Source organism: Janthinobacterium sp. YR213 (genome assembly GCF_900099875.1).
Classification (GTDB): domain Bacteria; phylum Pseudomonadota; class Gammaproteobacteria; order Burkholderiales; family Burkholderiaceae_D; genus Janthinobacterium; species Janthinobacterium lividum.
The window spans coordinates 483,392-510,135 of sequence record NZ_FNDA01000001.1; the positions used below are offsets into that span (position 1 = coordinate 483,392).

Here is a 26,744-nt window from a genome sequence, read left to right on the forward strand (position 1 = left end):
CACAGGGCCCGCGCGGCCCTGTTTTAGTTGGCGCCGCCCCTTGCGGGGGGCATGCTTAGAACTGCTCGATCCAGGCCGCCAGGTGGTCTGGCGTGAGCGCCGGTTCAGCCTGCACCACCTTGCCTTGCAAGCCTTGCTCCGTCTTGCTGAGCTGCAAGGACCAGCCGCGCCGCGCCAGCCACAGCAAGCTGGCCAGCCAGAACGAGTGGATGGGCGAGACGGGCATGGTGGTCGGCGTTTCCAGGAATTCCGTCAGCAGCCGGCCATCGAGAAACAGCGCCGTGCCGCCCTGGTTTTGCAGCGCCGCGCCGAATACGGGCAGCAGCATGTCGATCGTCTGTTCCACGCCGCGCCCCGGATAGTCGCGTTCGAGCGTGTCGAGCTGCTGGCGCACGGCGGCGGCAAAGGCCGTGCCGCGGAATGCTTCCGAGCTGACCAGGTCGGCATAATCCATCAGCAGCCAGTCCGGCTCGGGCGGCGTGACGCCGGCCGTCAGGGCCGCCGACAAATACGCTTCCACGGGCAACTGCTGCTCCGGACCAGCCAGGCTGGCGCACAGGGCGTAGAGGGTGCCGATGCGGTTGGCGACGGCTTGCCGCTGGCGCACCATCAGCTTTTCGCGCAGCAACTGGGCGTGCTCGTTGCGCAAGCGCGCCAGTTCCAGCGCCTGCTTGAGTTCCATGCGCAGGGCCGCGATATCCCACGGCTTCTGGATGTAGCGGTGGATCTGGCCCTGGTTGACGGCTTCCACCGTGTGCTCCAGCTCGGAATATGCGGTGGTCAAAATGCGCACGATGTGCGGATGGCGGTCCCAGGCATACGACAACAGCTCGTTGCCATAAGCGCCGGGCATGCGCTGATCCGACACCAGCACGGCGATGCGGTCGGCCTGCTCGTCGAGGATGCGCTTGCCCTCCTCGACCGAGGTGGCCGTCAGCACGACGGCCAGCGGCGCGATAGCGCGCTGGAAATATTTGAGGGCGTTGGCCTCGTCATCGACATAGAGTATCGTCGGCAAGCCTTGCGCCGGCTCACGCTGAGCCGGTAAACGCAGATTGGCGTCAATCATGCTCGTTCCTTATATGTACTGGAAAATTCAGGGTTACCGTGGTGGAAGTGCCAAACTCGGTGGCGATATCGAGGTTGCCGCCGAACGACTGCATCATGCGGTGACAAAACACCATGCCCCAGCCCTTGCCTTCGCCGCCGCCGGTACTGACGGGGTCGATCAACAGCTGTTCGACGATCTCGGGGGCGATGCCGGCGCCATTGTCGCGCACCATGATGCGGCCGGCGTCGATGCGGATGCCGATCGCCGGATGGGCTTGCTCGCCGGCCGAGCGCAAGGCATTCGCCAGCACGGACGATAAAATCAGCGCAACGCAATTGGGCGACTCGGCAATGGAGAAATCGTCGCCCACTTCGACCGTGATGGCGGCGCGCTGGGCCGTGCTCAAGGGATAGCTGTCGAGCAAGGCGGCCAGCAGCTGGCGCGCGCTGCCGGCGCGGCGTCCGCCCTGCATGCCCGGCCCGGCACTGGCCAGGCGCACCGTGTCGATAAAGCTGGCCAGGACGGACAGGCAATAGCGCGCATTGTCGTGCATCAAGGCGGCTGCTTCGCCGATCTCGGCCTGCGGTGCCGCGTCCGTCTGCGCACGCCGCGCGATGCCGCGCGCAAAATTGGCGATGGCCGCCAGCGGGGTGTTCAATTCATGCGCGAGGAAAGCCAGCGATTCCTCCATCGCCACCAGGCCCTGGCGGCGCGCGGCGCGCTCGCGTCCCGTCTGCACGGCCAGTTGCAGCGCCGTTTGCATGGCGGGCAAGTCGAGCGGCTTTTCCAGCAGGCGGAACACCGCGCCGCCGTTGATCAGTTCGAGCAGCACGTCCTTGTCCGCATACGCGGTCACCAGCATGCAGACGATGTGCGGATAGCGCTGCGCCACTTCCTGCAGCAATTCGCTGCCCAGGCGGTCCGGCATGCGGTAATCGGTGACGAGCACGTCGATCTGGCCGGCGTCGTCTTGCAGCAGAGCGAGCGCCGCATCGACGCTCTGCGCCGTCAGCACGCGGTAGCGTGGCCCGACGGCGCGCTCGAAATACTTGCAGGCGAGCGCTTCATCGTCCACGTACAGCACGCTGGCGCGGCTATCGTTATCCATGCTAGCGGCCCTCCCAATCGGAGCGCTGCAAGTCGAAATTCATGCTGGCCCACACGCCCAGCTCGCTTTCGGCGCTGAGGGTGCCGCCGTGGCGCTCGATCACGCCATAGCTGATGCTCAGGCCCAGGCCCAGGCCCTGCCCCACTTCGCGCGTGGTAAAGAACGGTTCGAACACGCGCGCCAGGTTTTCCGGCGCGATGCCGGGGCCGTTGTCGCGCACGCTGATGCGCAGGCGGTTCTCGTCCCAGTGGGCCGTGATGCGGATCTCGAACGGCGGCGCATTGCCCTTGCGCATGGACAGCACGGCATTGCCCAGCAAGTTGATCAGCACGCCCACGATGGCCGCCTCGTCGCCGCGCACCAAGGTGTCGACGGGCAAGTCGTGGCTGATGCTGACATTTTTCGTTTCATGCCCCACCAGGCGGATGGCCGCGTCGAGCGCGCTGCGGAACTGGAAATGCCCCGTTTCCAGCTGGTTGCCGCTCTTGCGGTAGGCAAAGGTCTTCAAGTCGGACACGATGTGCTGCACGCGCAGCATGCCCTGCTTGGCGTCGGCCAGGCATTCGCTGACCAGTGCGCTTTGCTGGGCGGCCGGGTCTTCGATGGCCACCTCGATGGCCATCATGCAGAAATTCACGGGGTTATTGACTTCATGCAGCATGCCGGCGGCCAGGGTGCCGATGGCGGCCATTTTCTCCTGCTGCAGCATCTGCCCCTTGATATCGGCCAGGCTCTTGTTGGTTTCTTCCAGCTGCGTGTTCTTTTGCGCCACTTCCGCCTTCAGCTGGAACAGCATGAAGCGGGCGCGCTCATTAAAATAGGTAAATACGGCGCTGATGCTGGCCGACATGATGAGGAACAGGCAGTTGACGACAAACGTGCCCGGCAAGTCGAAGCCGCCCGCATGCCAGGCGCAGGCGGCCACGTACAGCAGGCAGGAGATGGCGCCGAAGACCATGTTTTGCCACAGGCCGAACGCCAGCACGATGCCCGACGAATAGATGGCCAGGGTCATGCCCACATAATAGATTGAGGTGGCGCCTTCCGTGACGGCGATCATCCAGGCGATCATGATTTGCGGCAGGATCAGCCAGACAAACGTCAGGCCCTGAATACGGTCTTGCGCCCAGCGCGTGCGCATGGCCAGCACGACGCAAAAGATCAGCACGGACACGACGATGCGCGCGCTGGTAAACGCCGATTGCTTGTCCGGGTACAGGGCCGAATCGAGGCCCATGCCCAGCAGGATCAGCACGATGCCCGTGTACGCCCCGCCGCGGCTGAATTCCAGGCGGAAGTCGCGCAAAACGGCCGTGTAGCCGGCGTGCAGGCCTGGAGTATCCATCAAGGAATGCTCACTTCCGCGAACACATTCACGCCCGTCGCGTCGACATAGATCAGCGGATCCGTTGCGTGCTCTGGCAGCAAGGCCGACAGGCCCTCTTCATTGCGATAGATCAAATGCCACTCCAGCAAATGCTCCATGCCGAACTTGCCCGGATTGTTCGCGTGCACATTGGTGACGAGCAAACGTCCGCCCGGCCCCACGCGCGAGGCGAAGTGCATCAGCAGGCGCGCGCACACCTTGTCGGACAGGTAGTCGAACAGGCCGGCGCAATACACGGCGTCGAAACTGCCGGGCAAGCCCGTGGCGCCCGAGCCATGGCGGCGCTTGAGCAGGTTATGCACGGAATCGTGCACATAGTCGATCTCGACCACGCGCCCCGTGCGCTGCATGATGGTGGTCAGGCGCGCGCGCGTCCAGTCCAGGGTCTCGCTGCTGAAGTCGACCAGCTCGAAGGCCAGCCATTGCGCATCGGGACAGGTTTCCAGGAAACGCTGCACTTCGATGGCCGGGCCGCAGCCCACGTTGAGCACCTTGTAGACGCGCCCGGCAGTGCGCGCCGCGGCCGCCTTCTGCGACAGGAATTCCGTCAGGATATCGATGCGGTTGCGGTGCGCCGTGGCGACAGCCGCCTGCAGGAAGGCCGCATTGACGATCTGAAAATAGGTGCTCGGGCCCTGGCGCGGATCGTCCAGCAGCTGGTTGACCATCTGATAATCGCCCGCATAGCCGAGCGGTTTGGTAAACGTGCGGAAGACGAACGGCGCGCGCAGGATCAATGGATGCAGCGCCGCCTGGGCGAAGGCGCGGTGGGCCGGCGCCCGCTCTTCCTCGACGAGCGAGGCTTCCACCTCGAGCTGGCGCAGGTACAGCTGGGTTTGCTCCATCAGCGGCAAGGCCAGTTCATCGAAGATATCGGGGCGCAGCCGGCCGTTTTCCTTGGGCAGCGAGTCGGACAGGTCGACCTGCTCGACCCAGCGCGCCACTTCCGACAGGAAGGCGCGCATTTCGTTGACGACGATCTGGTAATCGCGGCGGATGCGGAAGCGCTCGCCCCAACCGGCAACAAAGGCGCTGGACTCTTTCAGCACGGCGCCCTTGACGACGACCACGTCGCTCAGCTCGCGCCACTCGTCGATCAGGGTCACGGAAACGATGGCGGTCAGGCCCGTGTTGACGCTGCTGATGACGACGGCCTTGCCCACGTAGGCGTTTTTCGCCCCCATGCGCACCGTCACGTCATTGAGCACCTCGCTGACCTGCACAATCGAGTATGGATTATAGATTTCCATGACCAGCGAATTGCGCTGCAAGTTGAAAATCGTGCCACGCACCGCCTCACCCTGGGTGTTGCGGAAACTGACGACTGGATCGATCTGCGATTGTGAATACACGATTGAGCATTATCAAGTTGCCCGGTTTCCGGCACACCACACGGGTGACGCCAGTTTCCAGGCTGGGTTAAGGCACGGCACACCGGTCGTCTGCCGCCGGCCCCGCCATCAAGATGACGGTATTGCGGCGTCGTTTGACGCCGTGCCGGAGCGCCTCAAAGCGCGTCTGTTCGCTCTCTGATCGAGTGTACTATGGATGTAGCAGAACGGGCAATTGTTCCCTCAGGAACGACTGTCCGTGGCGCTGGCGCGCAACGCCGGCGATCAACCAGCCACGAACAGTGCCAGCGCGTGACGCAATAGTTGCGGCGTTTGCCCCGTCCAGCGCTTGAACGAGCGGCGGAAGTTGGTGGCATCATGAAAGCCAAGGTAGGCGGCCACGGCATCGTTATCGTAGCCATGGGCCTGGAACAGGTAGATGGCCTTGTGTGCGCGCACCTGGTCCAGCTCGGCCTGGAAATGCGTGCCATGGCGCGCCAGGTGGCGTTTCAGGGTGGCGGGACTGACGCCGAATTCCTGCGCCGTGCGCTCCAGGGTCGGCACGCAGCGGATATTGGCCAGCAGGTAGTCGTACAGCGCGCCGAGCAGGCTCGCTGCCGGCACGGGCGCCAGGGCGGCCGCCCGCAAGGCCAGTGCGGCCGCCGTGGCATTGCCGCGCGGCCAGGGCTTGTCGAGCCAGCTGGAATGGATGAGCATGGCGTCGACCTGGCAATCGAAACGCAGCGCCTGGCCCAGGTGCACCTCATGCTGTTCGACGTGGCGGGGCCGCGCGCGGTTGAAGCAGAAGCGCCACGGCAGGGACTGCCCGGCCAGCCAGCGGCACATGGCAGCCAGTGCCGTCATATGCATTTCCACCAAAAAAGGCAGCTGGCTCGGCGCGCCGAATGCATCGACCCAATACAGCACATGCATGTCGCCCGCTTCGCGCAAGCGCGGCTGCAGCAGCGGACACAGCAAGGTATGAAAGCCGCACAGAATGCCCAGGGCCTGGCGCAGATTCTGCGCCTGCAGCAAGGCATGGCTGGCGGCGCCGTAATGGCCGGGCAGCATTTGCTGGCCCAGCATGAAGCTGGTGTCGGCACTGTCCAGGCCGCGCGCCACGTTGGCCAGCAATTGCAGGTATTGCGCCGCGCTGACCTGGCTTTCCTCGGACGGCAGCGCCCCGCCATCGAGACCCGTGCCCTTGAGCAGCGGGGCCACGGCCAGTTCCCGGCTGCGCGCGTAATCGAGCACCAGCGCCGGCTGGTGATGGGCCGCGATGCTGGGGTCGCCTTGCTGGTTCAGCGGCATCAGGCAGGCGCGGCGGAACTGATTCCGGCACCGGAGCGCGGCGTTTCCACGGCCCGGCTCAGCTCGGCCAAGACCACTTCCGGCACGCCATCGGTCAGCGAGCAGGCATGCCGCAGGCTCAGGCGGATTTCGCGGTTATCGTTGGCGTGGTGGCGCATCTGCCCCACCATGGCGCACAGGTGGCGCGCCTTCACGGCCGCATCTTCGCGCGACACGCCCGGCATCAGCACGGCAAAGCGGTCGCCCGCATAGCGGCACAGCAAATCGTCATTGCGCAAGTTCAGCAGCAGCATGTGGCCCACGGCTTGCAGCACGCGGTCGCCTTCGCGGTGGCCGTATTCGCGGTTAATCAGGTGAAAGCTGTCGATATCGAGCAAGACCAGCGCGCAATCGAGGCCGGGACGGCGCTCCTGCTCCAGGCGCATCTGCGTGCGCAGGTAGCTGGCGTCGGCCAGTTGCGTGATGCGGTCGAAGGCGCGGTGGTCGCGGAACAGGCGTTCGCGCTTTTGCAGGTGTTCATTTAACCGGAACTGTTCCTGGCGCCAGTAATACATACCGATCGTCAGCACCAGCATGCCAAACGGAATCAAGGCTTCCAGCCAGTTATCCCACACGGCGCTCTTATCGACGGCAAAGAATTCATCGAGGCAATCGGCCCACGACCCCAGCATGATGGCGCACAGGCCGCCGGCGATCAAACTCGTCACCAGCCCGCGGGGACGGCTGCTGAGGGTAAACAAGAACCAGATGCCCGCCATGACGGCCGTGCCGCCTTCGCAGACGATATCCATCCACTTCCAGATGGCAAACGGTTTAAGGTGCCCCAGTGTGGCATACAGGAACAAGAACAGGGGCAACGCGAGCGCGGCGGCAATCAGGCTGTTACGGTGCAACGGCAGCATGTGGGAAACCTTTAAAAGTGGTGCTGTCGCCACGATAGCGCCCGCCCATGACGGCACGATGACATGCCCCGCGCCCGTGCGGCAGGTGCAAACGGCTCATCATTAGCAGTGCCGCTGGTGCGGATTTGGCAAGCCGCAACCCATGCGCCCCGCGCTGGCAGGTCATTTCAGCTCATGGCAGCGCCATTCCAGCCGGAAAGCGTTCGCATGCCGTTGTTTTCAGGGTGGCAAGCCCTTGCCTGTCACGCAACCGTCATATTTGCTGCCTAGAATCCGCCCGGTTCCTTCCCCCTAACCGAGCTCTTCATGAAAACCATGCACACATCGACTCCCTCCCCGCTGCGCCTCACAGCCCTGGCCCTCGGCATCATGGCCGTCTTCAGCGGCCAAAGCCATGCGCAAGCGCAAGATGCGGACGGCCAGCCGGCCGCCACCGTGGTCGTCAGCGGCCAGCGCGCCAGCCTGCGCAACGCCATCGCCGCGCAAGAGAAAGCCGACAACATCATCAGCGTCATCAGCAGCGACGATATCGGCGGCTTGCCCGATAAGAACGCGGCCGAGGCGCTGGCCCGCTTGCCGGGCGTGTCCGTGCAGCGCGACCAGGGCGAAGGCCGCTACATCACGGTGCGCGGCCTGGGTCCTGACTTGAACGCCGTCACCATCAACGGCGCGCTGGTGCCGTCGCCGGAAGCGGGCCGCCGCGCCGTGGCGCTGGACATCCTGCCAGCCGGCCTGATCCGCACCTTGGAAGTATCGAAGACCTTGCTGCCGGAAATGGACGCCAACTCGCTGGGCGCCACCGTCGAGGTGAAATCGCTGTCCGCCTTCGACTTGCCGGGCAAGCTGCTGTCGGCCAACGTGGGCGCCAGCTACGATGAAAAGACGGGCAAGACCAGCCCCAGCGGCGGCGCCCTGTGGGCCCAGCGCTTCCTCGACGGCAAGCTGGGCGTAGCCGCCGGCCTGAGCGCGGAAAAGCGCTCGTTCGGCTCGGACGACGTGGAAACGGGCGGCGCCTGGAGCAAGGGTAAATTGTCGGGCCTGGAATTGCGCGACTACCTGCCCGTGCGCAAGCGCGGCGCGCTGGCCGTCAACCTCGATTACCGTCCCGAAGCGGGCAACAGCTGGTTCCTGCGCTCCTTCGTCAGCGAATTTTCCGACGATGAAGTGCGCGACCGCCTGACCATCAGCAATATCGCGGGCGGCAGCCTGGCCGAAGGCCAGACGGCCAGCGCGCGCGCCGAGCGCCGCATCCGCCAGCGCAAGTACACGCAGCAAGTGCGCTCCTTAGTCCTGGGCACGCAACAAAAATCGGGCGATTGGACGCTGGACGTGAAAGGCGGCATGAGCCGCGCCACGGAAGACACGCCGGAGTCGCTGAACGATGGCCGTTTCCGCGGCACCAGCAATTTCGCCGGCATCAGCTTCACGGACACGCAGGAACCGAAATTGAGCGGCCCCGCCTCGCTGTACGACCCGGCCAGCTACGCGCTTAACGCCATCACCCTGCAAAAGCGCTACTCGAAGGACAATGAGCACCACGCGCGCATCGACCTGGCGCGCAAGTTCGACATCGCCACCCTGAAATTCGGCGCAAAAGTCAGCCGCCGCGAAAAAACCAATGACACGGATCAATGGGCGTACAACAGCAGCAAGGCTTCCAGCGGCAATTACTGGGGCGCCGGCTCGACCTCGATGAGCAACTTCGTGCAAGGCCACAATCTCGACTACGACCTGGGCAACATCGGCGTGGCGCTGGACCCGGCCCTGATACGCGCCCGGGTCGCGGGACTGGACCGCGCCAAGGCGCGCCTGGCCACGGAATCCATCATCAACGACTACCGCATGCATGAAGACATCAACGCCATGTATGTGCAGAACAGCTATGACTTCGACGCCTGGCACATCCTGGGCGGCGTGCGCGCCGAGCGCACCAGCTTTGAGGCGGCCGGCTCGCAAGTGGACAGCGCCGGCGTCGCCACGGCCTTGACGCGCGAACGCTCGTACACCAACTGGCTGCCAAACCTGCAAACCCGTTATGACCTGGATCAAAAGACCAGCGTGCGGGCCGCCTGGACGCAAGCTGTGGTACGCGCCAACTTCAGCCAGCTGGCGCCCGGCATCAGCCTGGCCAGCAACACGGAAGCCGTGATCGGCAACCCGGACTTGAAGCCGCTGAAGGCGAACAACCTGGACCTGGGCATCGAAAGAGTCCTGGGCAACGACGGCGTGATGTCGGCCTACGGCTTCTACAAGGACATCAAGAATTTTACCTACACGACGAACCTGGCCGGCACGGGCCAGTGGGCAGGCTACACGACGGCAACTTCGTATGCGAATGGCGACGCGGCCAAAGTAAAGGGCATCGAACTGGCCTACATGCAGCCGCTGCGCATGCTGCCGGCGCCATTCAATAAATTCCTCGTCGGCGTCAACGGCACCCTGAGCACCTCGAGCGCGCAAATCGGCCGCTTCGACAAGGCCAGCAACAAGCAGCTGAACCGCGACATCCGCCTGCCGGGCCAGTCGAACCAGGTGATGAACTTGATGCTGGGCTATGAAACGGGCCCGGTCAGCGCCCGCCTGGCCCTCAACTACAAGTCGCCGTATCTGCTGGAAATGGGCGGCGACATCCTGGACCAAAGCCAGGACCATATCGTCGCCAGCCAGAAGCAGCTCGATTTCTCGCTGTCGTACCAGATCAATAAACAGTTCCAGCTGATGTTCGAGGCGGCTAACCTGAACAACGAGAAATACTATGTCTACCAGGGCACGAAGCAATACAACGTGCAGAACGAACAATATGGCCGCACCTTTAAGGTGAGCCTGAAAGCCAGCGCCTTCTGATGATGATCTCCAATAACATGAAAAAAACCGTACTCTGCAGCGCTTTGCTGGCTGCCTTTTGCATCATGGGCACGGCACAGGCCGCACCTGCCCAAGCTGTCCCCTCCTTCACGCAGGAAGCGGAAGAACTGGCGCGCCTGCCCGGCGGCGGCTGGCTGACCCTGGACAAGCACGGCTTGCGCCTGTTCGATCCTGCGGGCAAGGAACAGGACCGCATCGCCGTGCGCGCCAAGCAGCTCGACACGCGCATCGACGGCAACAAGGTGCTGGCCGTGTTCCTGGAAGCGGACACGCAGCGCCCCCTGCCCGTATCCGTCGATGTGCAAGCCGGCAAGCTGGTCAAGCTGGCGCCGTTCCCCATCCCGACCTTTTCCGTGGAAGCGTCGTGCCTGTACCGCGACGCGCAGCAGCTAACCCATCTGTTCTTGATCGGCAAGGATGGGCAAGCGGAACAGTGGGTGATGCAGGGAGAACAGCGCAGCCTGGTGCGTAAACTGGCTTTGCCGCCGCACGCGAAACATTGCCGGGTCGACGATGGCGCCCAGCGCCTGCTGGTAAGCGAGGCCAACATGGGCGTGTGGGCGTATGACGCCGAGTCGGAAGGCATGGGCAAGCGCGAAGTGGTCGCCCTGCGCAAGCCGTACGGCCAGCTGGACGGCGGCGCCGGTGCGCTGGCAGTGCTGCCAGGCGGGGTGGCAGTACTCGACGGCAAGGCGGAAAAGCTGCACCTGTTTGCCCATCAGGGGAGTCAATGGACGGCCATGCCGCCGCAAGCCGTCGCCTTGAACGTGCGCAAAGGCGACAGCCAGCTGGCCCTCAATGGAAATTCGTTGATGTTACGCGGCAAGAATGGTTGGCAGGCGCGGCCCTTGAAATGGGCTGGCCAGGCGGAAACGCAGCCTGCGGTGGCCATCATCGCCCCGCAAGCGCAGACGGAACCGATGGCGCGCCAGGGCGACGCGGCCGACGATCCTGCCATCTGGCTGTCCAGCAACCCCGCCAACGCACGCATCCTCGGCACCAACAAGAAACAGGGTTTATTGGTCTACGACCTGCAAGGCAAGCAGACACAGCTGCTGGAAGTGGGCCGCCTGAACAACGTCGACGTGCGGCAGAACATCAGTCTTGGCGGCAGCAAGGTCGACCTGGCCGTGGCTACCCAGCGCGACGACAACAGCATGATGCTGTTCACCATCAATGCCGAAGGTGTCGTGGCGGAAGCGGGCCGTTTTCCTACCGGCCTGAAAAGCATCTATGGCATGTGTTTGTACCAGCCGGCCGGCGGCGGCGTGGAAGCGTTCATCAACGACAAGGACGGCACCTTCCAGCAGTACAGCATCGGCCTGGAAGGCAACAAATTCAGCGCCACCCTCTTACGCAGCTTCAAGGTGGCCACCCAACCGGAAGGCTGCGTGGCAGACGATGCCAACGCCCGCCTGTTCCTGGGCGAGGAAACGCGCGGCATCTGGACCACCTCGGCCGACGCCGCCAAGCCGGGCGCCCTCACCATGGTCTTGCCCGTGGGCGCGAACCTGACGGCCGACGTGGAAGGCATGGCCATCTACCGCCAGCCTGGCGCCAAAGCCAACACGGGCTACCTGATCGTCTCCAGCCAGGGCGACAGCAGCTACGTGGTGCTCGACGCGCAAGCGCCCTACAAGGTGCGCGGGCGCTTCAAGGTGGGTTTCAACTTGCCCGCCGGCATAGACGGCACCTCGGAAACGGACGGCCTCGACGTCACCTCCGCCAACCTGGGCGGCGCGTATGCGCAAGGCATGCTGGTGATCCAGGACGGCTACAAGCGCTTGCCGGACGGACCGCAGAACTTCAAGTATGTGGCGTGGGGGGATGTGGCGAAGGCATTGAAGCTGGAATAATCAGGCGGAGCCGACCCGGCCGGGGGAATGCGCCCTAATGGGGCGCATTCCGTTCCCGAGAAGCCCGGCCCCGATACTATCTGCGCGGCATATCGATATGAAATGGCAGGCGCTTGCCGCACAAGTCCACCATGCCCGACACGGCTAGTCGATCCGCCGACAATTCAATGATGTTGACAGCCGACACGTCACCATATTCCATCATATAGATACCCGATTCCTCCGCCTCGGGATGCATATCCAGCATCCCGATCGAAAACGCTCCGCCCTGCCCTTCCGGTATGCGCAAGCCATGCAGGAAAAAGGCCGGCGGATACAGTGCCCACGACCATTCCGCATCCTCCGGCTCGGTCAAGCGCATAAACACCTCATCGTCGCCATGGATATCGATATTCAGCTCCAGCATACCGCTGCCATGAGCTTCCAGACTAATGTTTGATTTCGCTACATTCACTTCAAAATTGGTGTTGCCGATACTAAAAACAGTCATTCAATACTTCTCCTGAGTTACAAGCAAATAGACGGTGCGATAAACAGCAAGAAATGCAGGATTGCCGTGTCTTCACCATATTAATTTAACTATTATCAATGCGCACAGCAATGACATTAAAATTTATCGCCTTTAATAATATCAATGAATACAAGAAATGGCCGTTTACTCTGCAAAACAGGTAAAACTTGTAATGTCCGCTTGCGCCCCAACGCGGACACTTAAACACACTTGAAACTCAAACATTTTGGGTTGATTTGAATCTTGCTATAGTCTACAAGAGAGTTGCCAGGCTGTTTAAGGGCGGATAGACGGCTCTGTTTTTCTGGAAAATGAACGCGTATTACGCAATATTCTGCGTAAATTTGCCTATTGCGTGGCAATAGGCAGTGTGACCACGTGGCAGCGAGCTACGAGCTAGATAGTAACCAGCTCCGCGATTTTCCCCGCAACCACCGCCATTGAATCTTCTGCAGTATCGAGGCCGCTGCGAGAGGCAAGTAAGGGGCTGATATCGCGAAGAGCTAAATAGGTCGTATTATGTACAATGGGTACAAGCTGGTTGCCCGCCAAGAGCGCTGAAAGCTCTTTATCGGCGACGCCTTCTTTTGGAAGACGAGCCAGCAGCGCAGGAGTCACCAGCACAAGCCCGATTCGAGAATTAGCTAAGCCCTTGTCGATGGCGCGCATCATCGGCACTCCAAGTCCCAGATCCTTCTCGCTGAACCAAACTTTGACACCAGCAGCCACGAGCAAATCGTGCAACTCTTTTGCAGGCCCCTGTCGATCATCCCACGCATGACAAAGGAAGACATCACGAAGGTCAGGTTGCGCTTCTGCCCGCGTCTCAACTGTCTCGCGGATTGGTGTGAGCGACTGTACTTGAGCAGGCGTGTAGAACATAGATGAGCCCGCTTTCGACCACCTCGGCCTTGAACCGCTGCTGGACCTACTGCTGCTACCACCGCTGGTGCTATAGCCAGCCCCGCTGCTGCCCGATGGAGAGTAGGACGAACTGCTGCCACTGTAGCCGTATCCGGTACGGTAACGGCATGCAGGGCATTCAGCGGCGGCCGCCGCTGAGCTATGTCCGCGTACTGGAGCTGTGCATCTAGCCATTTTGTAATCCTTCTATTTGTAATCGCTTATTTAACTGAATGGTTAGGAGCCCATTCGCCCTAAAATACGACCGAGAAATATTGTTAATGTATTATTTTTAAATGTGACTAGGCGCAATTAATCGGTCGCAGCCTATAGTATCAAATTTCTAACTTGGAAAACTCACACATTCTCCCGGCGACACGAATGTCTGTTACTGGCCGATTGCCGACTCTTTTAGTCGAAATGCCGATTAACATTAATCAGTCTTTAATGTGCTAATGGTAAAGACTGTTCGATTAGGAGCGGCTGCTCCCGATCATTAGTAAACAATTTTACAACTGTAGCGTATTTTGCAACATGATATAGAAAAAGAAGCCGCGATGCACCAGTCATGTCAGCAACTACCTCGTTAAATTTCCTCGGCTTACCAATCTGCCAGCGACTGCCAGCCTCAGGCATATTAGAATACCGTCCCATGACCTCCCCCGCCTCGACCTCCGCCCTCCCCGACAGCATCCTGCTCCCTTCCCTGGCCGTCTTGGGAGGGCAGATTTCCGTCAATCTGGGGGCGGCGATTGCGAAGAATCTGTTTCCTGTCATTGGCGTGGAAGGGATTACGGCGTACCGGGTGGGGTTTTCTGCGCTGATCCTGCTGGCGATCTTCCGGCCGTGGCGCTATCGGCTGACGCGCAAGGATGTGCTGAACTTGCTGGTCTATGGTTCCGTTCTGGGGTTGATGAACTTGCTGATTTACCGGGCGTTTGCGCTGATACCGATCGGTATCGCCGTCGCCATCGAGGTAACAGGGCCGCTGGCGGTGGCCATGCTGTCGTCGCGCCGTCCGCGCGATTTGCTGGCGGTGGCGTGCGCCGTGTTCGGCTTGTATTTACTGTTACCGCTGCAAGGCAGTCCGGGCAGCCTGGACCCCGTCGGCGTGGCGTATGCGCTGGGAGCGGCGCTGTGCTGGGCGCTGTATATCATCTTCGGCAAGCGCGCCTCTACCTTGCAAGGCGGACAAGCCGTAGCCTGGGGCATGACGGTGGCGGCCATGGTGACGGTGCCCATCGGCGTCGCGTATTCGGGCTCGGCCCTGCTGGCGCCATCGATTGCCTTGATGGGCCTGGCCATTGCCATGCTGTCCAGCGCCCTGCCGTATTCACTGGAAATCTTTGCCTTGCGCCGCTTGCCGCAAGGCGTGTTCGGCATGTTCAGCAGCGCGGCGCCCGCCGTCAGCGCGCTGGCCGCCATGGCCGTACTGGGAGAGTTGCTGAGCCTGACCCAGTGGCTGGCCATCGCCTGCATCGTGTTTGCATCGGCCATGGCGGCGCTCGGCGCACAGGGTGGCAAGCGCTAGCGGCATTCAGGCCATCCCGTATCGATTCCTGCGCGCTTCCTGCAGCTATTCCTGCGCTGCTGCCTGGCATCGCTTCGCCGCTGACGGACAGGTTTTGATGCCCGCCTGTAAAATACATCATTGCTTGCCATATCGTGCACTTCCGCCTCACCGATGACCTATCCATTTCTTTTTCGCTGGTTCTCCCCTCTCGCCGCCGCAGCCATGCTGCTGGCGCCAGTCGTCACCGCACAGGCGGCCGCTCCTGCCGCACTCACGGGCAACGCCGAAGCGGGCAAGGCGGCCTTTCGCAAGTGTGCCTCTTGCCACCAGGTGGGGCCATCGGCGCGCGGCGGCTTCGGCCCCAAGCTGACGGGCGTGATCGGCCGCAAGGCCGGCTCCACCACCGACTATAAATACTCGGCGGCCATGAAAAACACGAATATCGTCTGGACCGAGCAAAACCTGGCCGGCTTCCTGAAAGCACCGAGCGACTTCATTCCCGGCAACAACATGCGCTTCTGGGGCATCGGCAACGCCCAGCAAGTGGCCGATCTGCTCGCCTATCTGCGCACGCAGTAAGCGCATGCAATAAGCACATGCAATAACGTCAGCGTCCAAGCTGGCCGAGCGCCAGTCTGGACGCAGACTGGCACATGCACGCGCACAAGGCGGCATCAAGCCCGTGACGCCAGATCAAATTCCCAGCGCTTGCGGCACGCCCTTGCGCTTCTTCTGCGCCGCCTCCTAGTCGCGCAGACGACTCTAGGGCTTGGCTGGCAGCTTGCGCACGCACAGATAGATGGAATACAGCGCCGCCAGTCCCACCAGCACGTACACGCCGCGCGACGCCGTCGACATGGCACCGAGGATGCGGGCCACGATATCGATATCGAACAAGCCCACCAGCGCCCAGTTCAAGCCGCCCACGATCAAGAGGATCATCGAGATCCAGTCCACCACGTTCAGGCGCTTGGCCGTCATTTCCTCCTTTGCCGCACCGTCCGATCCTGCCTGGATATTCGCCATGTCAGCCTCCTGTGAATATAAGAAGAGAAAGACCCGCCGCCGGGTCCGTGCAAGGAACAGTGTAGGCGCGGCACCGCCATGCGCCAGTCGGACAATGCCGGGTATGGAGGTAGGATGCGTCTGCAATACGGCGGGTGATTTTATCTGGCAACATGCCATGCCGCTGTTGCTAAACAGGCAGTGACTAATTCCAATATGGAAATATTTGTAGATTACCTAGTACCGCGCTGCTACACTCATTTCACCCCGGCAACTTCAGGGGAGAAGCGCCGCGTCATGCCGCAGGCATGGGAACCGGCCACCATGGGACAACAGCTGAGGGGACATGAATATTTCAAACATACGTATCGGTGTGCGCCTGACCACAGGCTTTTTGCTCACTTCGCTGTTACTGGCCGTGGTGGTGGTCATCAGCACGTGGCAGCTGTCGGCGGTAAGCGGCGAAATCGATAGCAGCGTGAACCAGCGCTATGCGCGCATCGCGCAATTGCAGGCCACGCGCAACAGCATGCAGGAACAGCCGGCCCTGCGCGAACTCGACCAGCAGATCGCCACGCAGTCGACGCAGATGCGCACGGCGGCCGACGCGGCCATGGCCCGCGCGCACGATACCAGCGTGCTGATCATTGCGCTGGGCCTGGTCGGCGGCGTGTTGAGCCTGGTGACGGCCTGGTTCATCAGCAGCGGCATCGTGCGTCCCTTGCGGCATGCCGTCAAAGTGGCGCGCAAGGTGGCTGGCGGCGACTTGAGCGAACATATCCGCGTCGATTCCCGCGATGAAGTGGGGCAACTGCTGCAAGCCCTGAAAGACATGAATGCCAGCTTGATCACGATCGTGGGCGAGGTGCGTGGCGGCACGCACGAGATCGCGGGCGCCTCGGGAGAAATTGCCGCCGGCAACCTGGACTTGTCGCAGCGCACGCAGGCGCAAGCCAGCTCGCTGGAGCGCACGGCCGCCTCGATGGACGAGCTGACTGGCACCGTCAAGCAAAATGCCGATAACGCACGGCAAGCCAATCAGCTGGCACAATCGGCCGCCGCCGTGGCAGGCAAAGGGGGGACGGTGGTGGCGCAAGTGGTCGATACCATGAGCTCGATCAACGCCTCCTCGAAAAAGATCGTTGACATCATCGGGGTCATCGACGCCATCGCCTTCCAGACGAATATCCTGGCCCTGAATGCCGCCGTGGAAGCGGCGCGGGCCGGAGAACAGGGGCGCGGTTTTGCCGTCGTGGCCGCTGAAGTGCGCACCCTGGCCCAGCGTTCTGCCGGCGCGGCAAAAGAAATCAAGCAACTGATCGGCGACTCCGTCGAGCGGGTCGACGCAGGCGCCCGCCTGGTCGACACGGCCGGCGCCACCATGCGCGAGATCGTGGCCAGCGTGCACCGCGTTACGGACATCATGGGCGAGATCAGCATGGCCAGCGGCGAGCAATTGTCCGGCATCGAACAAGTCAATGCCGCCATCGTGCAGATGGAACAGGTGACGCAGCAAAATGCGGCCCTGGTGGAGCAGGCATCGACGGCGGCTGCCAGCATGCAGCAGCGCGCCACGCTACTGTCAGGCACGGTGGGCATCTTCAAGCTGAGCCGTGACCAGTTACCTGTCCAGGCCGCGCACGGCATCAGCTTGGTGGACGGACAGGCTGCGCACGCCATTTCCGCGCCGGCAAACCTGTCTGCCACAAGCGTTAGAGTGCGGCTGAAAGCCTGAGTTCCCCCGTCATCGCAGCGCCGCCATAGAATCGCTACAGCTGCTTGTACATGATGGTGGTGGCGTCCAGCCGGTCGCCGGCCGGCGCCAGCGCATAGCCGGGGATGCTGCCGGCCACCACATAGCCGAGCGACAAGTACAGCGGTTCCGCGTGGTCGCTGCTGCGCGTGTCCAGGCTCAGCAGGCTGCGCGGCAAGAGGCGCGCCTGTTCTTCCAGCGCCTGCATCAGCTGGCGCGCAAGGCCGCGCCGGCGGAAAGCGGGCGCGACCAGCAGCTTGCGCACTTCGGCCCGGTGTGCCTGGTTGGGATTGGTATCCCAGTCCAGCTGCACGGCGCCCGCCACCTGCCCGTCCACCTCGGCCACCAGCAACAGGCGCACGCCGCGCGTGACGGCCGGCAAGACGTTATCCGTCCAGAACGCCTGGCTGGCCGCCGTGTCGAAGGGCAAGATAAAACCGATGCTGGCGCCGTCGTGCACGCAGTCCTGCAGCAAGGCCCCCAGTTCCGGCAAGCGGTCACGTACATCGGTGGATGAAAAATGGCGTAGCGATACGGGCATGGCGACCTCAGACAAGAAAGAGAAAATAGCGGGCGCCGCTGTCCGGCGGCGTCGTAAACGCGCTGGGGCCATGCAGCTGGTAGCGCAGGCAGTCGCCGGCCAGCAAGTCGTGGGAGCGGCCGTCGACGGTCACGTTCAGCTTGCCTTGCTGCAGCAACAGATGATGTTCCATGCCGGGCCGGGGCGAGGCCGCGTAGGCGATCGTCACGCCAGCGCCCAGCTCGCATTCGAGCGCTTCGCCAGCCAGCGCCCGCGACGGGGGCGAAACGGAGCGGCGGATAAAGCCCGTGTCCGGGTCGCTCCACACGCTTTGCTCGGCCCGCCGCAGCATGGGGGGAAAGTCGTCTTCCACCATGCGCAGCAGGCGCGACATGGCCAAGCCATACGCGGCGCACAGCTTGCCCAGCACGCTTGTAGTCGGACTGACTTCGCCATTTTCCAGGCGTGACAGGGTGGCGCGGCTGACCTGGCTGGCACTGGCCAGCTGGTCCAGCGACCAACCCCGCTCCACACGCAACTGCTTTAAACGTGCCGCCAGCCGCTGTTCCGTATCGCTTTCTACAAATGTTGAATTTTCCATATCTGAGAATTTATTCCCAATATGGAAAACAGTCAAGCTGTTTGCCTGCTCCCGCTAGCCCGCCATGCGTGTGGCGTGGCGGCACAGCTCCAGGAAGCCGGCCAGGCGCGGGGAAAGGATTTTCCTGGACTGGCGGATCAGATAGAAATTACGCTCCAGCGGCGGCAGCATGGTTTCCAGTTCTACCAGTTGCCCGCTGGCCAGCAAATCGGCCACGACGACGCGCGACAGGCAGGCGATGCCCAGCCCCGCCGCCGCGCCATATTTGATAGCTTCCGAATTGCTGAACTCGCCCGCGGCGCGCAGATAGTGCAGATACGGCACCAGCGCCTGCTCGACGGCTTCGCGCGTCCCCGAACCCGCTTCGCGCAACAGCCAGCCCGCCTGGTTCAGCTCCGTAAAGCTGAGCAGATGGCGCAATTGCGCCAGCGGATGCGTGGGCGCGGCCACGATCAGCATCTGGTCCGTCAGCCACGGTTCCACCAGCAAGCCCGCTTCGTGGCACGGCCCTTCGATCAGGCCGATATCGACACGGAACTCCGCCACGGCGGCGGCGATGTCGGCCGTATTGGCAATCGTCACTTGCGGAATGCTGCGCCCGTATTGCTGCGCCGCCAGCGCCAGTATCTGCGGCAGCAAATAGATGCCGATGGTGGTGCTGGCGCCGATCTGCAGGCTGACGGGCACGGACGGGTCGGCGCCCGCGAACTGGCGCTCGATGCTGGCAGCTCCGTCGCGCATCTGCCGCGCCTGCGGCAACAGCAGGCGGCCATTGTCGTTGAGCAGCAGACGCTTGCCCACACGGTCAAACAGTTGCGCCCCCAACAAGGCTTCCAGTTCATTCAGGGCCGCGCTGGTGGCCGATTGCGACAGCGCAATCAACTCACCGGCCGCACTGGTGCTGCCCGTATCCGCCACGGCGAGGAAAATCTGCAGTTGCCGCAAGGTCAACGCCATTTTATCTACCTATCCAATCGGTTAAAGATACAAAAACAATCCGTTTTACCATTTAATCGACGAACTGTACAGTCATGCCATACGAACCAGGAACCACGGAGTACGGTATGTCATCCCTCTCAACAAGCAACACAACAAGTTTCAGCAACCGCTATGGCCGCCTTCTCCCCGGCCTGCTGCTCAGCGGCGTGATCGCCTGGGGCGCCATTCAACTGGGCAAGCTGGAATGGATGCAAAGCCACGGCATGAGCGCCCTGACCCTGGCCATCATGCTGGGCATTGTGCTCGGCAATAGCGTGTATGGCCGCCTGGCGCCCACCTGCGGCGCGGGCGTGACCTTTTCCAAACAGACATTATTACGGCTCGGCATCATCCTGTATGGCTTTCGTTTGACCTTCCAGGATATCGGTCAGGTGGGCCTGGCCGGCATCGCCATCGACGCGCTGGTGCTGGCGTCCACGTTTGGCCTGGCCATGTTCCTCGGCACCAAGGTATTCAAGCTGGAACGCAACAGCGCCATCCTGATCGGCGCGGGCAGCTCGATCTGCGGCGCGGCGGCCGTGATGGCGACCGAGCCCGTCGTCAAGGGTCGCAGCGAAGATGTCACCGTGGCCGTCTCGACCGTCGTGGTCTTCGGCACCATCGCCATCTTTTTGTATCCCTTGCTGTACCAGCTGAATCAAGGCTGGCATGTGCTGGCGGCAACACCATCCGCCTTTGGCGTGTACATCGGCTCGACCGTGCATGAAGTGGCGCAGGTGGTGGCGGCCGGAAAGTCGATCGGGCAGGAAGCGGCGAATGCGGCCGTGATCGCCAAGATGGTGCGCGTGATGATGCTGGCCCCCTTCCTCGTCATCCTGTCGGCGGTGCTGGCGCGCGGCAAGGCCAAAGGTGGCAACAGCGGCCACGACAAGGCGGCCAAGCTGGCCATCCCCTGGTTCGCTTTCATCTTTATCGGCGTGGTGGCATTCAATTCGCTGGGCCTGCTGCCAGCGGGAACAGTCGCCACCATCACCGAGCTCGACACAGTCTTGCTGGCCATGGCCATGGCTGCCCTCGGCTTGACGACGCACATGTCGGCCATCCGCCGCGCCGGCATCAAGCCCCTGCTGCTGGCCGGCCTGCTGTTCTGCTGGCTCATCGCCGGTGGCGCCGCCATCAACCATGTGGTCGCCAGCCTGTTTGCTTAAGGCGCAGCTTGATACAAGCGGGGGCCGCTGACGCGGGAGTCTAAAACTTCGTACAATATACGTGTTTTGACTCTCAATCCGGCTTCGGCCCCACCCAGGAACACCCATGCATCTCTCGAACTGGCTGCTTTTCTGCAGCGTCGCCCTGCTCGTCACGTTTTCTCCCGGTCCGGCCGTCTTGCTGGCCATCTCGAACGCCATCGCCGTCGGCCCGCGCCGCGCAATGATCAGCAGCATGGGCAATGGTTTTGGCTTGTTTATCATTTCCGGCGTGGCCATGGCCGGCATGGGCGTCGTGCTGGCCACCTCGGCCACGGCCTTCATGCTGCTGAAACTGGCTGGCGCCCTGTATCTGGTGTACTTGGGCATCAAGCAATGGCGCAGCAAGACCAGCGTCGTGGCCGATGCGCCCGTGGTGACCGGCACGGCGAATCCTAACTCGTTCTGGAAACTCTTCCGCCAGGGCTTGACTGTCGCGCTGACCAATCCGAAAGCGATCCTGTTCTTCTCGGCACTGTTCCCGCAATTCATCACCCCGGGCGAACCGGTGGCCATCCAGTTCACCGTGCTGACGACCTCGTTTGTCGCCTGCGCCATGCTGGCCCACCTGTTCTACGCCAACCTGGCGCGCCTGCTGAAAACCCAGCTGGCCACACCGGGCCGCGCCAAGCTGTTCAACCGTATCACGGGCGGCGCCTTCGTCTTGCTGGGCCTGAGCCTGCTGCGCCTGCGCGCCAAGGCGGCGTAACTAGTTTTTTTCCGTCAAAAACGCCTCGATGCTGGCCGCCAGGGCCAGCGGTGTTTCATTCATCGGATAGTGTCCCGTATTGCCCAGCACCTCCAGCCGGGCTTGCGGGTACCACCACAGATACGTGCGACGCATCAGGGCCGCGTCGAAACGGGGGTCATGTTCCCCCACCAGCGCCAGCAACGGCAATTCCACGCGCGCCGCCTTGATTTCTTCACTGAAATCCGTCTCGCTCCACGCGAGGAAATACGCGGCAAACGCGGCTGGATCCGAACTTTCCCACGAATACTGTGCCTTCCAGTCCAGCCAGGTGGCTGGCAAGCGCCCGCCCGTGCTGCGGTCGATGATGGCGCGCCGCGCCGCCACGCTATCGGCGGCCGCGAGAAACGTCGCGCGGGCGGCCGCATCGAAGGCCACGCCGCAGCAGGGCACGGGCGCCACGGCCACCAGTTTGCGCAGGCGCAAGGGGGCCAGCAAGGCCAGCCGTTCCAGCGCCATGCCCCCCATGGAGTGGCCTACCACGCTGAAAGTGGCAAAGCCGAGCGCATCGGCCAGCGCCAGCGCGTCGCGGGCGACCTCGTCCATCGAATACTCACCCTCTGCGCCACGCATGCCGCCATAGCCGCGATTGTCCATGAAGACATAGCTGAAAGCGCCGCCGTCGAGACCCGCTTCCATCGGGGAAAAAGCGTTGGCGTCGCCAAACCAGCCGTGCAGGACGATGACGGCGTGGGGACCATGGCCCACGCGATGACAGGTATTGTGCATGTTCACTCCGGAAAAAGAGTGTGATGGTAAGCGGACAGCAAGCGACCCGCTTTCGATGCCAGGTCAACTACTGTAGAGTATGGGCCATGGATGATTTTTATACGGAAGTACCGCGCCCATTGATCGCCACGGCACGCGACTATGCTTCTGGCGCAATGTTCCCCAGCCACAGCCATGCGCGTGGGCAATTTGCGTATGCGGCACGCGGTGTCATCAGCGTGCACACGCAGCAAGGCAACTGGCTGGTGCCGCCGCAACGCGCTTGCTGGGTACCTGCCCAGCTATCCCACGGCATGCGCATGCATGGCGCCGTGACCATGCACAACGTGTTTATCGACGCACCGGCCATTGCAGGGATGGGCTTGCCGTCACACTGCCAGGTACTGGACGCTTCGCCGCTGCTGCGCCAGCTGCTGGCCGAGGCCGTGACGGTCGATGGCTTGTATGCGGAACAATCGCGGGCCGGACGACTGATGGCCTTGCTGCTCGATGAAATTGCCGCTGCCAGACCATTGCCCCTGAGCGCGCCCCTGCCGCAGGAGCCCCGGCTGGCGCGGCTGTGCATGGACTTGCTGCGGCAACCGAGCCTGGACAGCAGCCTGGATGCGATGGCGGCGCAGGCCGGCATGAGCCGGCGCACCTTTACGCGGCAATTCCGCGCCCAGACGGGGCTGGCCTTTGCCCAGTGGCGCCAGCAAGCGTGCCTGCTGGCCGCCATCACGCGGCTGGCGGACGGGCAAACCGTCACCCGCGTGGCGCTCGACCTCGGCTATGCCAGCCCCAGCGCCTTCACGGCCGCGTTCCGCCGCGTGCTGGGCCAGGCACCCAGCGATTATTTAGCCTAGGAAATGATGGCGGCGATGCGCTGCGACAATGCCTGCGCCAGTTTCTGCACATGGTAGCCATCGACAAAACCGTGGTGGGCTTGTGCGGAAAACGGTATGCGCATGCGGCCATCCGCCTGCGCGGGGCCGAACTTGCCCCAGGTAAAGGTCGGGATGTCGGCATCGCGGTGACGGTGGATCGGGTGTTCGATGGCCGCCAGTTCCAGCCACGGCAGGCAAGTGATGAAGATATTGTTGCGCTGCTCGCGCTCGCTTTCGCCCTCGCCCGTATTGATCAGCGCGGAACTGGCTTCGGCAATGCGCTTGGCTTCCAGGCTGCGCGCGATGAACAGGTCGAGCTGGTCCGTCATCGCGAAACGCGTGTAATTGAGGTTTTCATCGCCGTTGATGACGGTATAGGAAGCGGGAAAATCGTCGATCCTGATCACTTCACTCTGATAGATGCGGTACATGAAGTTGTCGATGTCCCTGACCGTATTGAGCAGGCAAAACAGGAAAAAGTGAAACACGGGAATTTTCCGTTCCCTGCACCAGGGCCGGAAATCCGGCACGTCCAGCTGGAAATTGATGTTGACGAGGGGATTGTCAAACGCCCGGAACAAGTCATAGCGGTCGCGCCGCTTTTCAAAATTTTTCATGCGGCGAGTGTAGACGATGGGGGGGCTGGCGGGCAAGTCATGCCTTAGGCGCATGGAATGTTTTTTTAATATTCGTTATTCGACAGTAAATACGTTTTCATTCTTTATCTGAATTTGGCCGCCGACCGGGATAAGCCGGTCGCAAGCCTCCCCGTATCGGGAGGCTTATTTCCGCCGGAATTACTGCGCTTGATTAATCTCGTCGTCTATCATATTGGCGAACAGGTCGAAACTCAGGATACCCGTGCCGATGCATGAAAACACTGTCGTACCCGCCGCATCCTTGATCGTCAATCTCTCGGTCCAGTCATTCTGATTCATGCACTTGAGGCTGGCGCCAGGCCAGGTGACGCCCTCCACATGCAAGCCCTGCGCCGACAAGGCCAGTTCCTGTGTCTTGACATTCAGGAAATTACCGAACAAGCGTTTCTTGTATACCTCGCCGCTGCTGATATAGCGGAAAGTCACGCGCTCGCCGTCCGCCAGCTTCTGCTGCAAGACGGGCATGCGGTATTCCAGGTAACGGGAGCGAAATTCGTCCATGAACTCGTCAAAGCGCTTGAGTTCTCCGGTAGCCCATATCCAGGGCTGGTCGGCGCCCGTGCGGTAGGCAAGGTTATTGATCATGCCGGTCATGGCGGTGGAACCGCCAGCAAACAGATACAGGTCTTCGATATCGGCAAAGGCGGCGTAACTGCGAATGCCGTTCAATTCATGCACCACACCTTCTTCATGCAATTCAAAACGGCTTTTCCGCCGCTTGAGCATTACCGCGCGCATGACCAGTACCAGCACGGCGAGCAGCAATAGAAAAGCCGCCGTACCATACAAAATAGTCAAATTGCTGTGCGTACCCAGCTTGGCGCCGTTACGCAAGGTCATGGCCTGCGTATCGGTCAGTGTTTTCTGAGGTATGGTCGTGCTCAGGTACAAGACAAAACCTGCCACTGCCGCCAGGATCGCCGCAAATACCGCAAACAGCATAGGCACCGTCTTGCCATGAAAATACACGGCGAGTGCTTTATTGGTTTGCGGGATACTAAAATTGCCCATGTAATCTTCCTGTTAAATGATAGGGAGGGTTTTACAACCCGGAGGTCGAAATTTATTCGGCCCGGATTGTCTCCTATCTATTACAGGAATGGCCACACGCACGCACACTCAATACTGATTTCTTACAATAATGACCCTGATTACTGGCCGACCACAGTTATTATCTGGCATTGCAGAATTTCCCGGGCCACCTCGGCCACGCCTTCTTCCAGTTCTCCCATTGTCGGTGTATGGGCGAAGCGTTGCAATTCCCCGTCCAATTCGAATGCCAGCTCCCTTGAATGGCGCACGATGCCCTGCAAAACAAAGTACTTCCATTGTTCGTCGTTGCTGGCCAGCACCGTTTTCACATAGGGGGCAAGACGTGGGCCAATGCCGCCCAGATACGGCAGGAGGATGCTGGCCACGGGCCAGTTCACATCTTGCACCCATTCCAGTATCTGCGGCATGGCCGGACGCAGCTCCTCCCAGCTCAGGGCGATGAGGGCTTGCGCATTCTCCGTATCATGTTTATCGCGCGGCAATGGCAGGTGCATGCAAGGCGTTCCTGTATGGTTGATCCGTGTCATGCGGGGCCACCGTGCGCCAGGCCCCGCTGGACTTTCCACGCCAGCGGCAAGGTCAGCAGCAATACGGCTGCCAGCGCCAGCAAGGCCGTGTGCACGCTGGTATGGTCGCCCAGCGCGCCGAACAGCACGGGGGACAGTGCCCCGCCGCCGATGCTGCCCGTGTAGAACAGGGCGAACGCATGCTCTCGCTTGCCGGGCTCTGCCAGTTCCGGCACCACGCCGTACAGCACGGACGAGGTGCCATTGAGCGCCAGCCCCAGCAAAGGCAGCATGGCCATGATGCCGGCCAGCGGCAGCCACAGGCCCGCCACGATCAGCAGCGAGGTCATCGATTCCGTCAGCCATACGGTTTTCATCATGCCGATGCGCGCGCCCAGGTAGCCGCACAGCAGCTTGCCGAAGGCGCCGCCCACGAACAGCAGCGATAAGGCCACGCCGATGCCGGCCGTGCCCGCGCCCTTGCTTTTCAGCAGGAATGGCAAAAAGGTCAGAAAACCCATGCGCACGGCGCTGTCCAGGGTGCCCGTGGCCAGTAAGGCGCGAAAACTTCCCTTGGAGCCGCTGCCGGCGATGCTCTTGCCCGCCTTCTTCGCACCGGCCTGCAGCTCGCCCGGTTTCGGCAGCAGCCACCACAGCAAGCCGGCCGCCGCCAGGCCCAGCAAACCCAGCAAGGAGACGCTGGTTTGCCAGCTGCACACCAATAACAACAAGCCCACCAGCGCGGGAATCAGAGTCTTGCCGATATCGCCGGCAAAGTTATAGTGCGACAGCGCTTCCTTCACGCCGCCGCCCGCCTCGTGCGTGTCGGTGACGATGGACGAGGCCAGCGGATGCTGCGTGCTGGCGCCCAGGCCGCCCAGCAGCAAGGCGCACAGCAGCACGGCCAGGCCGCCCGCCTGCCCCGCGATCAGGTAGGCGACGCCGGCCAGCGCCGTGCCGCCCACCAGCATGCGTTCGCGCCCCCAGCGCCTGGCCAGGCGGCTGGCCAGCAACTGGAAACCGGCCATCATGCCCGAGTAGGAACCGCGCAACAGGCCCACCATGGCGTAGCTGATGGCAAACTGCGCCTGCCAGATGGGCAGGAGCACATAGATCACGTCCGTCAAGCCATCATGCACGGCATGCGCGCTGCAGGCGGCGAACAGCGAGCGGCGGCGGATCGATTTGTCGGAGGGAGGTGTTTCGGGGGAAAGCGCGGCAAGCGATGGTTCGGTCATGATTCTGCAAGCGGGGGAAAACGCGAGGCAGCCAGCTTACACCAATTGGCTGCTTCGCATCTTGAAGCGCGGCAAGAATAATAGTATTGCAAGATTGATCTGGCGCAAACGCAGGGAAAGCACAAGCCAGGCCCGGCGCCGT

General features: G+C 62.1%; 25 protein-coding genes. 8 read left to right on the forward strand and 17 right to left on the reverse strand.

What is annotated here, in order from left to right; all coding sequences use genetic code 11:
• Positions 1-55: 55 nt before the first annotated feature.
• From BLT98_RS02215 to BLT98_RS02240, 6 genes are all read right to left on the reverse strand, one after another.
• Entirely contained in the window at positions 56-1,069 is a 1,014-nt protein-coding gene (locus tag BLT98_RS02215; protein ID WP_092605023.1) for a response regulator, read from the reverse strand.
• Positions 1,062-2,159, reverse strand: a complete 1,098-nt coding sequence (locus BLT98_RS02220; RefSeq protein WP_092605024.1) for a hybrid sensor histidine kinase/response regulator — start codon at positions 2,157-2,159, stop codon at positions 1,062-1,064. Before BLT98_RS02220 ends, BLT98_RS02215 begins: the two co-directional genes overlap by 8 nt.
• A 1-nt stretch (position 2,160) precedes the next feature.
• Positions 2,161-3,504 (reverse strand): sensor histidine kinase, encoded by a 1,344-nt coding sequence (locus tag BLT98_RS02225; protein WP_034785939.1) that lies wholly within the window; start codon positions 3,502-3,504, stop codon positions 2,161-2,163.
• Positions 3,504-4,898 (reverse strand): class I SAM-dependent methyltransferase, encoded by a 1,395-nt coding sequence (locus BLT98_RS02230; RefSeq protein WP_070279756.1) that lies wholly within the window; start codon positions 4,896-4,898, stop codon positions 3,504-3,506. Before BLT98_RS02230 ends, BLT98_RS02225 begins: the two co-directional genes overlap by 1 nt.
• A 264-nt stretch (positions 4,899-5,162) precedes the next feature.
• On the reverse strand, positions 5,163-6,188 hold the full coding sequence (locus BLT98_RS02235; RefSeq protein ID WP_092605025.1) for an AraC family transcriptional regulator: 1,026 nt from the start codon (positions 6,186-6,188) through the stop codon (positions 5,163-5,165).
• Positions 6,188-7,090 (reverse strand): GGDEF domain-containing protein, encoded by a 903-nt coding sequence (locus tag BLT98_RS02240; RefSeq protein ID WP_070259375.1) that lies wholly within the window; start codon positions 7,088-7,090, stop codon positions 6,188-6,190. The genes BLT98_RS02235 and BLT98_RS02240 overlap by 1 nt, the downstream gene beginning before the upstream one ends.
• Before the next feature lie 306 nt (positions 7,091-7,396).
• On the opposite strand from BLT98_RS02240, the gene BLT98_RS02245 reads away from it, so the two are divergent.
• Together BLT98_RS02245 and BLT98_RS02250 are read left to right on the forward strand one after the other, a co-directional pair.
• Positions 7,397-9,934: a TonB-dependent receptor gene (locus tag BLT98_RS02245; RefSeq protein WP_092605026.1), complete on the forward strand. Its 2,538-nt coding sequence runs from the start codon at positions 7,397-7,399 to the stop codon at positions 9,932-9,934.
• On the forward strand, positions 9,934-11,811 hold the full coding sequence (locus tag BLT98_RS02250; protein ID WP_244517352.1) for a phytase: 1,878 nt from the start codon (positions 9,934-9,936) through the stop codon (positions 11,809-11,811). The genes BLT98_RS02245 and BLT98_RS02250 overlap by 1 nt, the downstream gene beginning before the upstream one ends.
• A 76-nt stretch (positions 11,812-11,887) precedes the next feature.
• Here the strand turns inward: BLT98_RS02250 and BLT98_RS02255 are convergent, their stop codons facing one another.
• Entirely contained in the window at positions 11,888-12,301 is a 414-nt protein-coding gene (locus tag BLT98_RS02255; protein ID WP_139178980.1) for a hypothetical protein, read from the reverse strand.
• 417 nt (positions 12,302-12,718) lie between these two features.
• The gene (locus tag BLT98_RS02260; protein ID WP_244517353.1) at positions 12,719-13,204 is read right to left on the reverse strand and encodes a toll/interleukin-1 receptor domain-containing protein; all 486 of its coding nucleotides are present in this window, start codon (positions 13,202-13,204) and stop codon (positions 12,719-12,721) included.
• Positions 13,205-13,877: 673 nt separating this feature from the next.
• Here BLT98_RS02260 and BLT98_RS02265 point away from each other — a divergent pair.
• Together BLT98_RS02265 and BLT98_RS02270 are read left to right on the forward strand one after the other, a co-directional pair.
• Positions 13,878-14,756 carry an EamA family transporter gene (locus BLT98_RS02265; RefSeq protein WP_170846261.1) on the forward strand — a complete coding sequence of 293 codons (879 nt, stop codon included), beginning with the start codon at positions 13,878-13,880 and terminating at the stop codon, positions 14,754-14,756.
• A gap of 153 nt (positions 14,757-14,909) precedes the next feature.
• The gene (locus tag BLT98_RS02270; RefSeq protein WP_170846262.1) at positions 14,910-15,317 is read left to right on the forward strand and encodes a c-type cytochrome; all 408 of its coding nucleotides are present in this window, start codon (positions 14,910-14,912) and stop codon (positions 15,315-15,317) included.
• Between the two features lie 183 nt (positions 15,318-15,500).
• On the opposite strand, the gene BLT98_RS02275 is transcribed toward BLT98_RS02270, so the two are convergent.
• A complete protein-coding gene (locus tag BLT98_RS02275) occupies positions 15,501-15,764 on the reverse strand; it encodes a DUF378 domain-containing protein (protein ID WP_080753630.1) in 264 nt (87 codons plus the stop codon).
• A gap of 325 nt (positions 15,765-16,089) precedes the next feature.
• On the opposite strand from BLT98_RS02275, the gene BLT98_RS02280 reads away from it, so the two are divergent.
• Positions 16,090-17,478: a methyl-accepting chemotaxis protein gene (locus BLT98_RS02280; protein ID WP_092605030.1), complete on the forward strand. Its 1,389-nt coding sequence runs from the start codon at positions 16,090-16,092 to the stop codon at positions 17,476-17,478.
• A 34-nt stretch (positions 17,479-17,512) separates the two neighbouring features.
• Here the strand turns inward: BLT98_RS02280 and BLT98_RS02285 are convergent, their stop codons facing one another.
• From BLT98_RS02285 to BLT98_RS02295, 3 genes are read right to left on the reverse strand one after another with little or no spacing between them, the layout of a single operon-like run.
• On the reverse strand, positions 17,513-18,037 hold the full coding sequence (locus BLT98_RS02285) for a GNAT family N-acetyltransferase (RefSeq protein WP_092605031.1): 525 nt from the start codon (positions 18,035-18,037) through the stop codon (positions 17,513-17,515).
• Positions 18,038-18,044: 7 nt separating this feature from the next.
• Positions 18,045-18,617: a helix-turn-helix domain-containing protein gene (locus BLT98_RS02290; protein WP_092605032.1), complete on the reverse strand. Its 573-nt coding sequence runs from the start codon at positions 18,615-18,617 to the stop codon at positions 18,045-18,047.
• Between the two features lie 54 nt (positions 18,618-18,671).
• Positions 18,672-19,574: a LysR family transcriptional regulator gene (locus BLT98_RS02295; RefSeq protein WP_034786119.1), complete on the reverse strand. Its 903-nt coding sequence runs from the start codon at positions 19,572-19,574 to the stop codon at positions 18,672-18,674.
• Positions 19,575-19,681: 107 nt separating this feature from the next.
• Between BLT98_RS02295 and BLT98_RS02300 the strand changes: the two genes are divergently transcribed.
• Both BLT98_RS02300 and BLT98_RS02305 read left to right on the forward strand, forming a co-directional pair.
• Positions 19,682-20,764, forward strand: a complete 1,083-nt coding sequence (locus BLT98_RS02300) for a YeiH family protein (RefSeq protein ID WP_092605033.1) — start codon at positions 19,682-19,684, stop codon at positions 20,762-20,764.
• Between the two features lie 106 nt (positions 20,765-20,870).
• Complete coding sequence (locus BLT98_RS02305; protein ID WP_034786115.1) at positions 20,871-21,512, forward strand: LysE family translocator; 642 nt, start codon at positions 20,871-20,873, stop codon at positions 21,510-21,512.
• On the opposite strand, the gene BLT98_RS02310 is transcribed toward BLT98_RS02305, so the two are convergent.
• Positions 21,513-22,280, reverse strand: a complete 768-nt coding sequence (locus BLT98_RS02310) for an alpha/beta fold hydrolase (protein ID WP_092605034.1) — start codon at positions 22,278-22,280, stop codon at positions 21,513-21,515.
• Between the two features lie 86 nt (positions 22,281-22,366).
• Here BLT98_RS02310 and BLT98_RS02315 point away from each other — a divergent pair, with 86 nt between their 5' ends.
• Complete coding sequence (locus BLT98_RS02315) at positions 22,367-23,125, forward strand: AraC family transcriptional regulator (RefSeq protein ID WP_092605035.1); 759 nt, start codon at positions 22,367-22,369, stop codon at positions 23,123-23,125.
• Here BLT98_RS02315 and BLT98_RS02320 read toward each other — a convergent pair.
• The 4 genes from BLT98_RS02320 to BLT98_RS02335 form a co-directional block, all read right to left on the reverse strand.
• Positions 23,122-23,799 (reverse strand): CatA-like O-acetyltransferase, encoded by a 678-nt coding sequence (locus tag BLT98_RS02320; RefSeq protein ID WP_244517354.1) that lies wholly within the window; start codon positions 23,797-23,799, stop codon positions 23,122-23,124. The genes BLT98_RS02315 and BLT98_RS02320 overlap by 4 nt on opposite strands.
• A gap of 144 nt (positions 23,800-23,943) precedes the next feature.
• Entirely contained in the window at positions 23,944-24,816 is an 873-nt protein-coding gene (locus BLT98_RS02325; RefSeq protein WP_244517355.1) for a hypothetical protein, read from the reverse strand.
• A gap of 140 nt (positions 24,817-24,956) precedes the next feature.
• Positions 24,957-25,352 carry a DUF5071 domain-containing protein gene (locus tag BLT98_RS02330; protein ID WP_170846263.1) on the reverse strand — a complete coding sequence of 132 codons (396 nt, stop codon included), beginning with the start codon at positions 25,350-25,352 and terminating at the stop codon, positions 24,957-24,959.
• Between the two features lie 29 nt (positions 25,353-25,381).
• Complete coding sequence (locus BLT98_RS02335) at positions 25,382-26,602, reverse strand: MFS transporter (RefSeq protein WP_092605038.1); 1,221 nt, start codon at positions 26,600-26,602, stop codon at positions 25,382-25,384.
• Positions 26,603-26,744 lie beyond the last annotated feature (142 nt).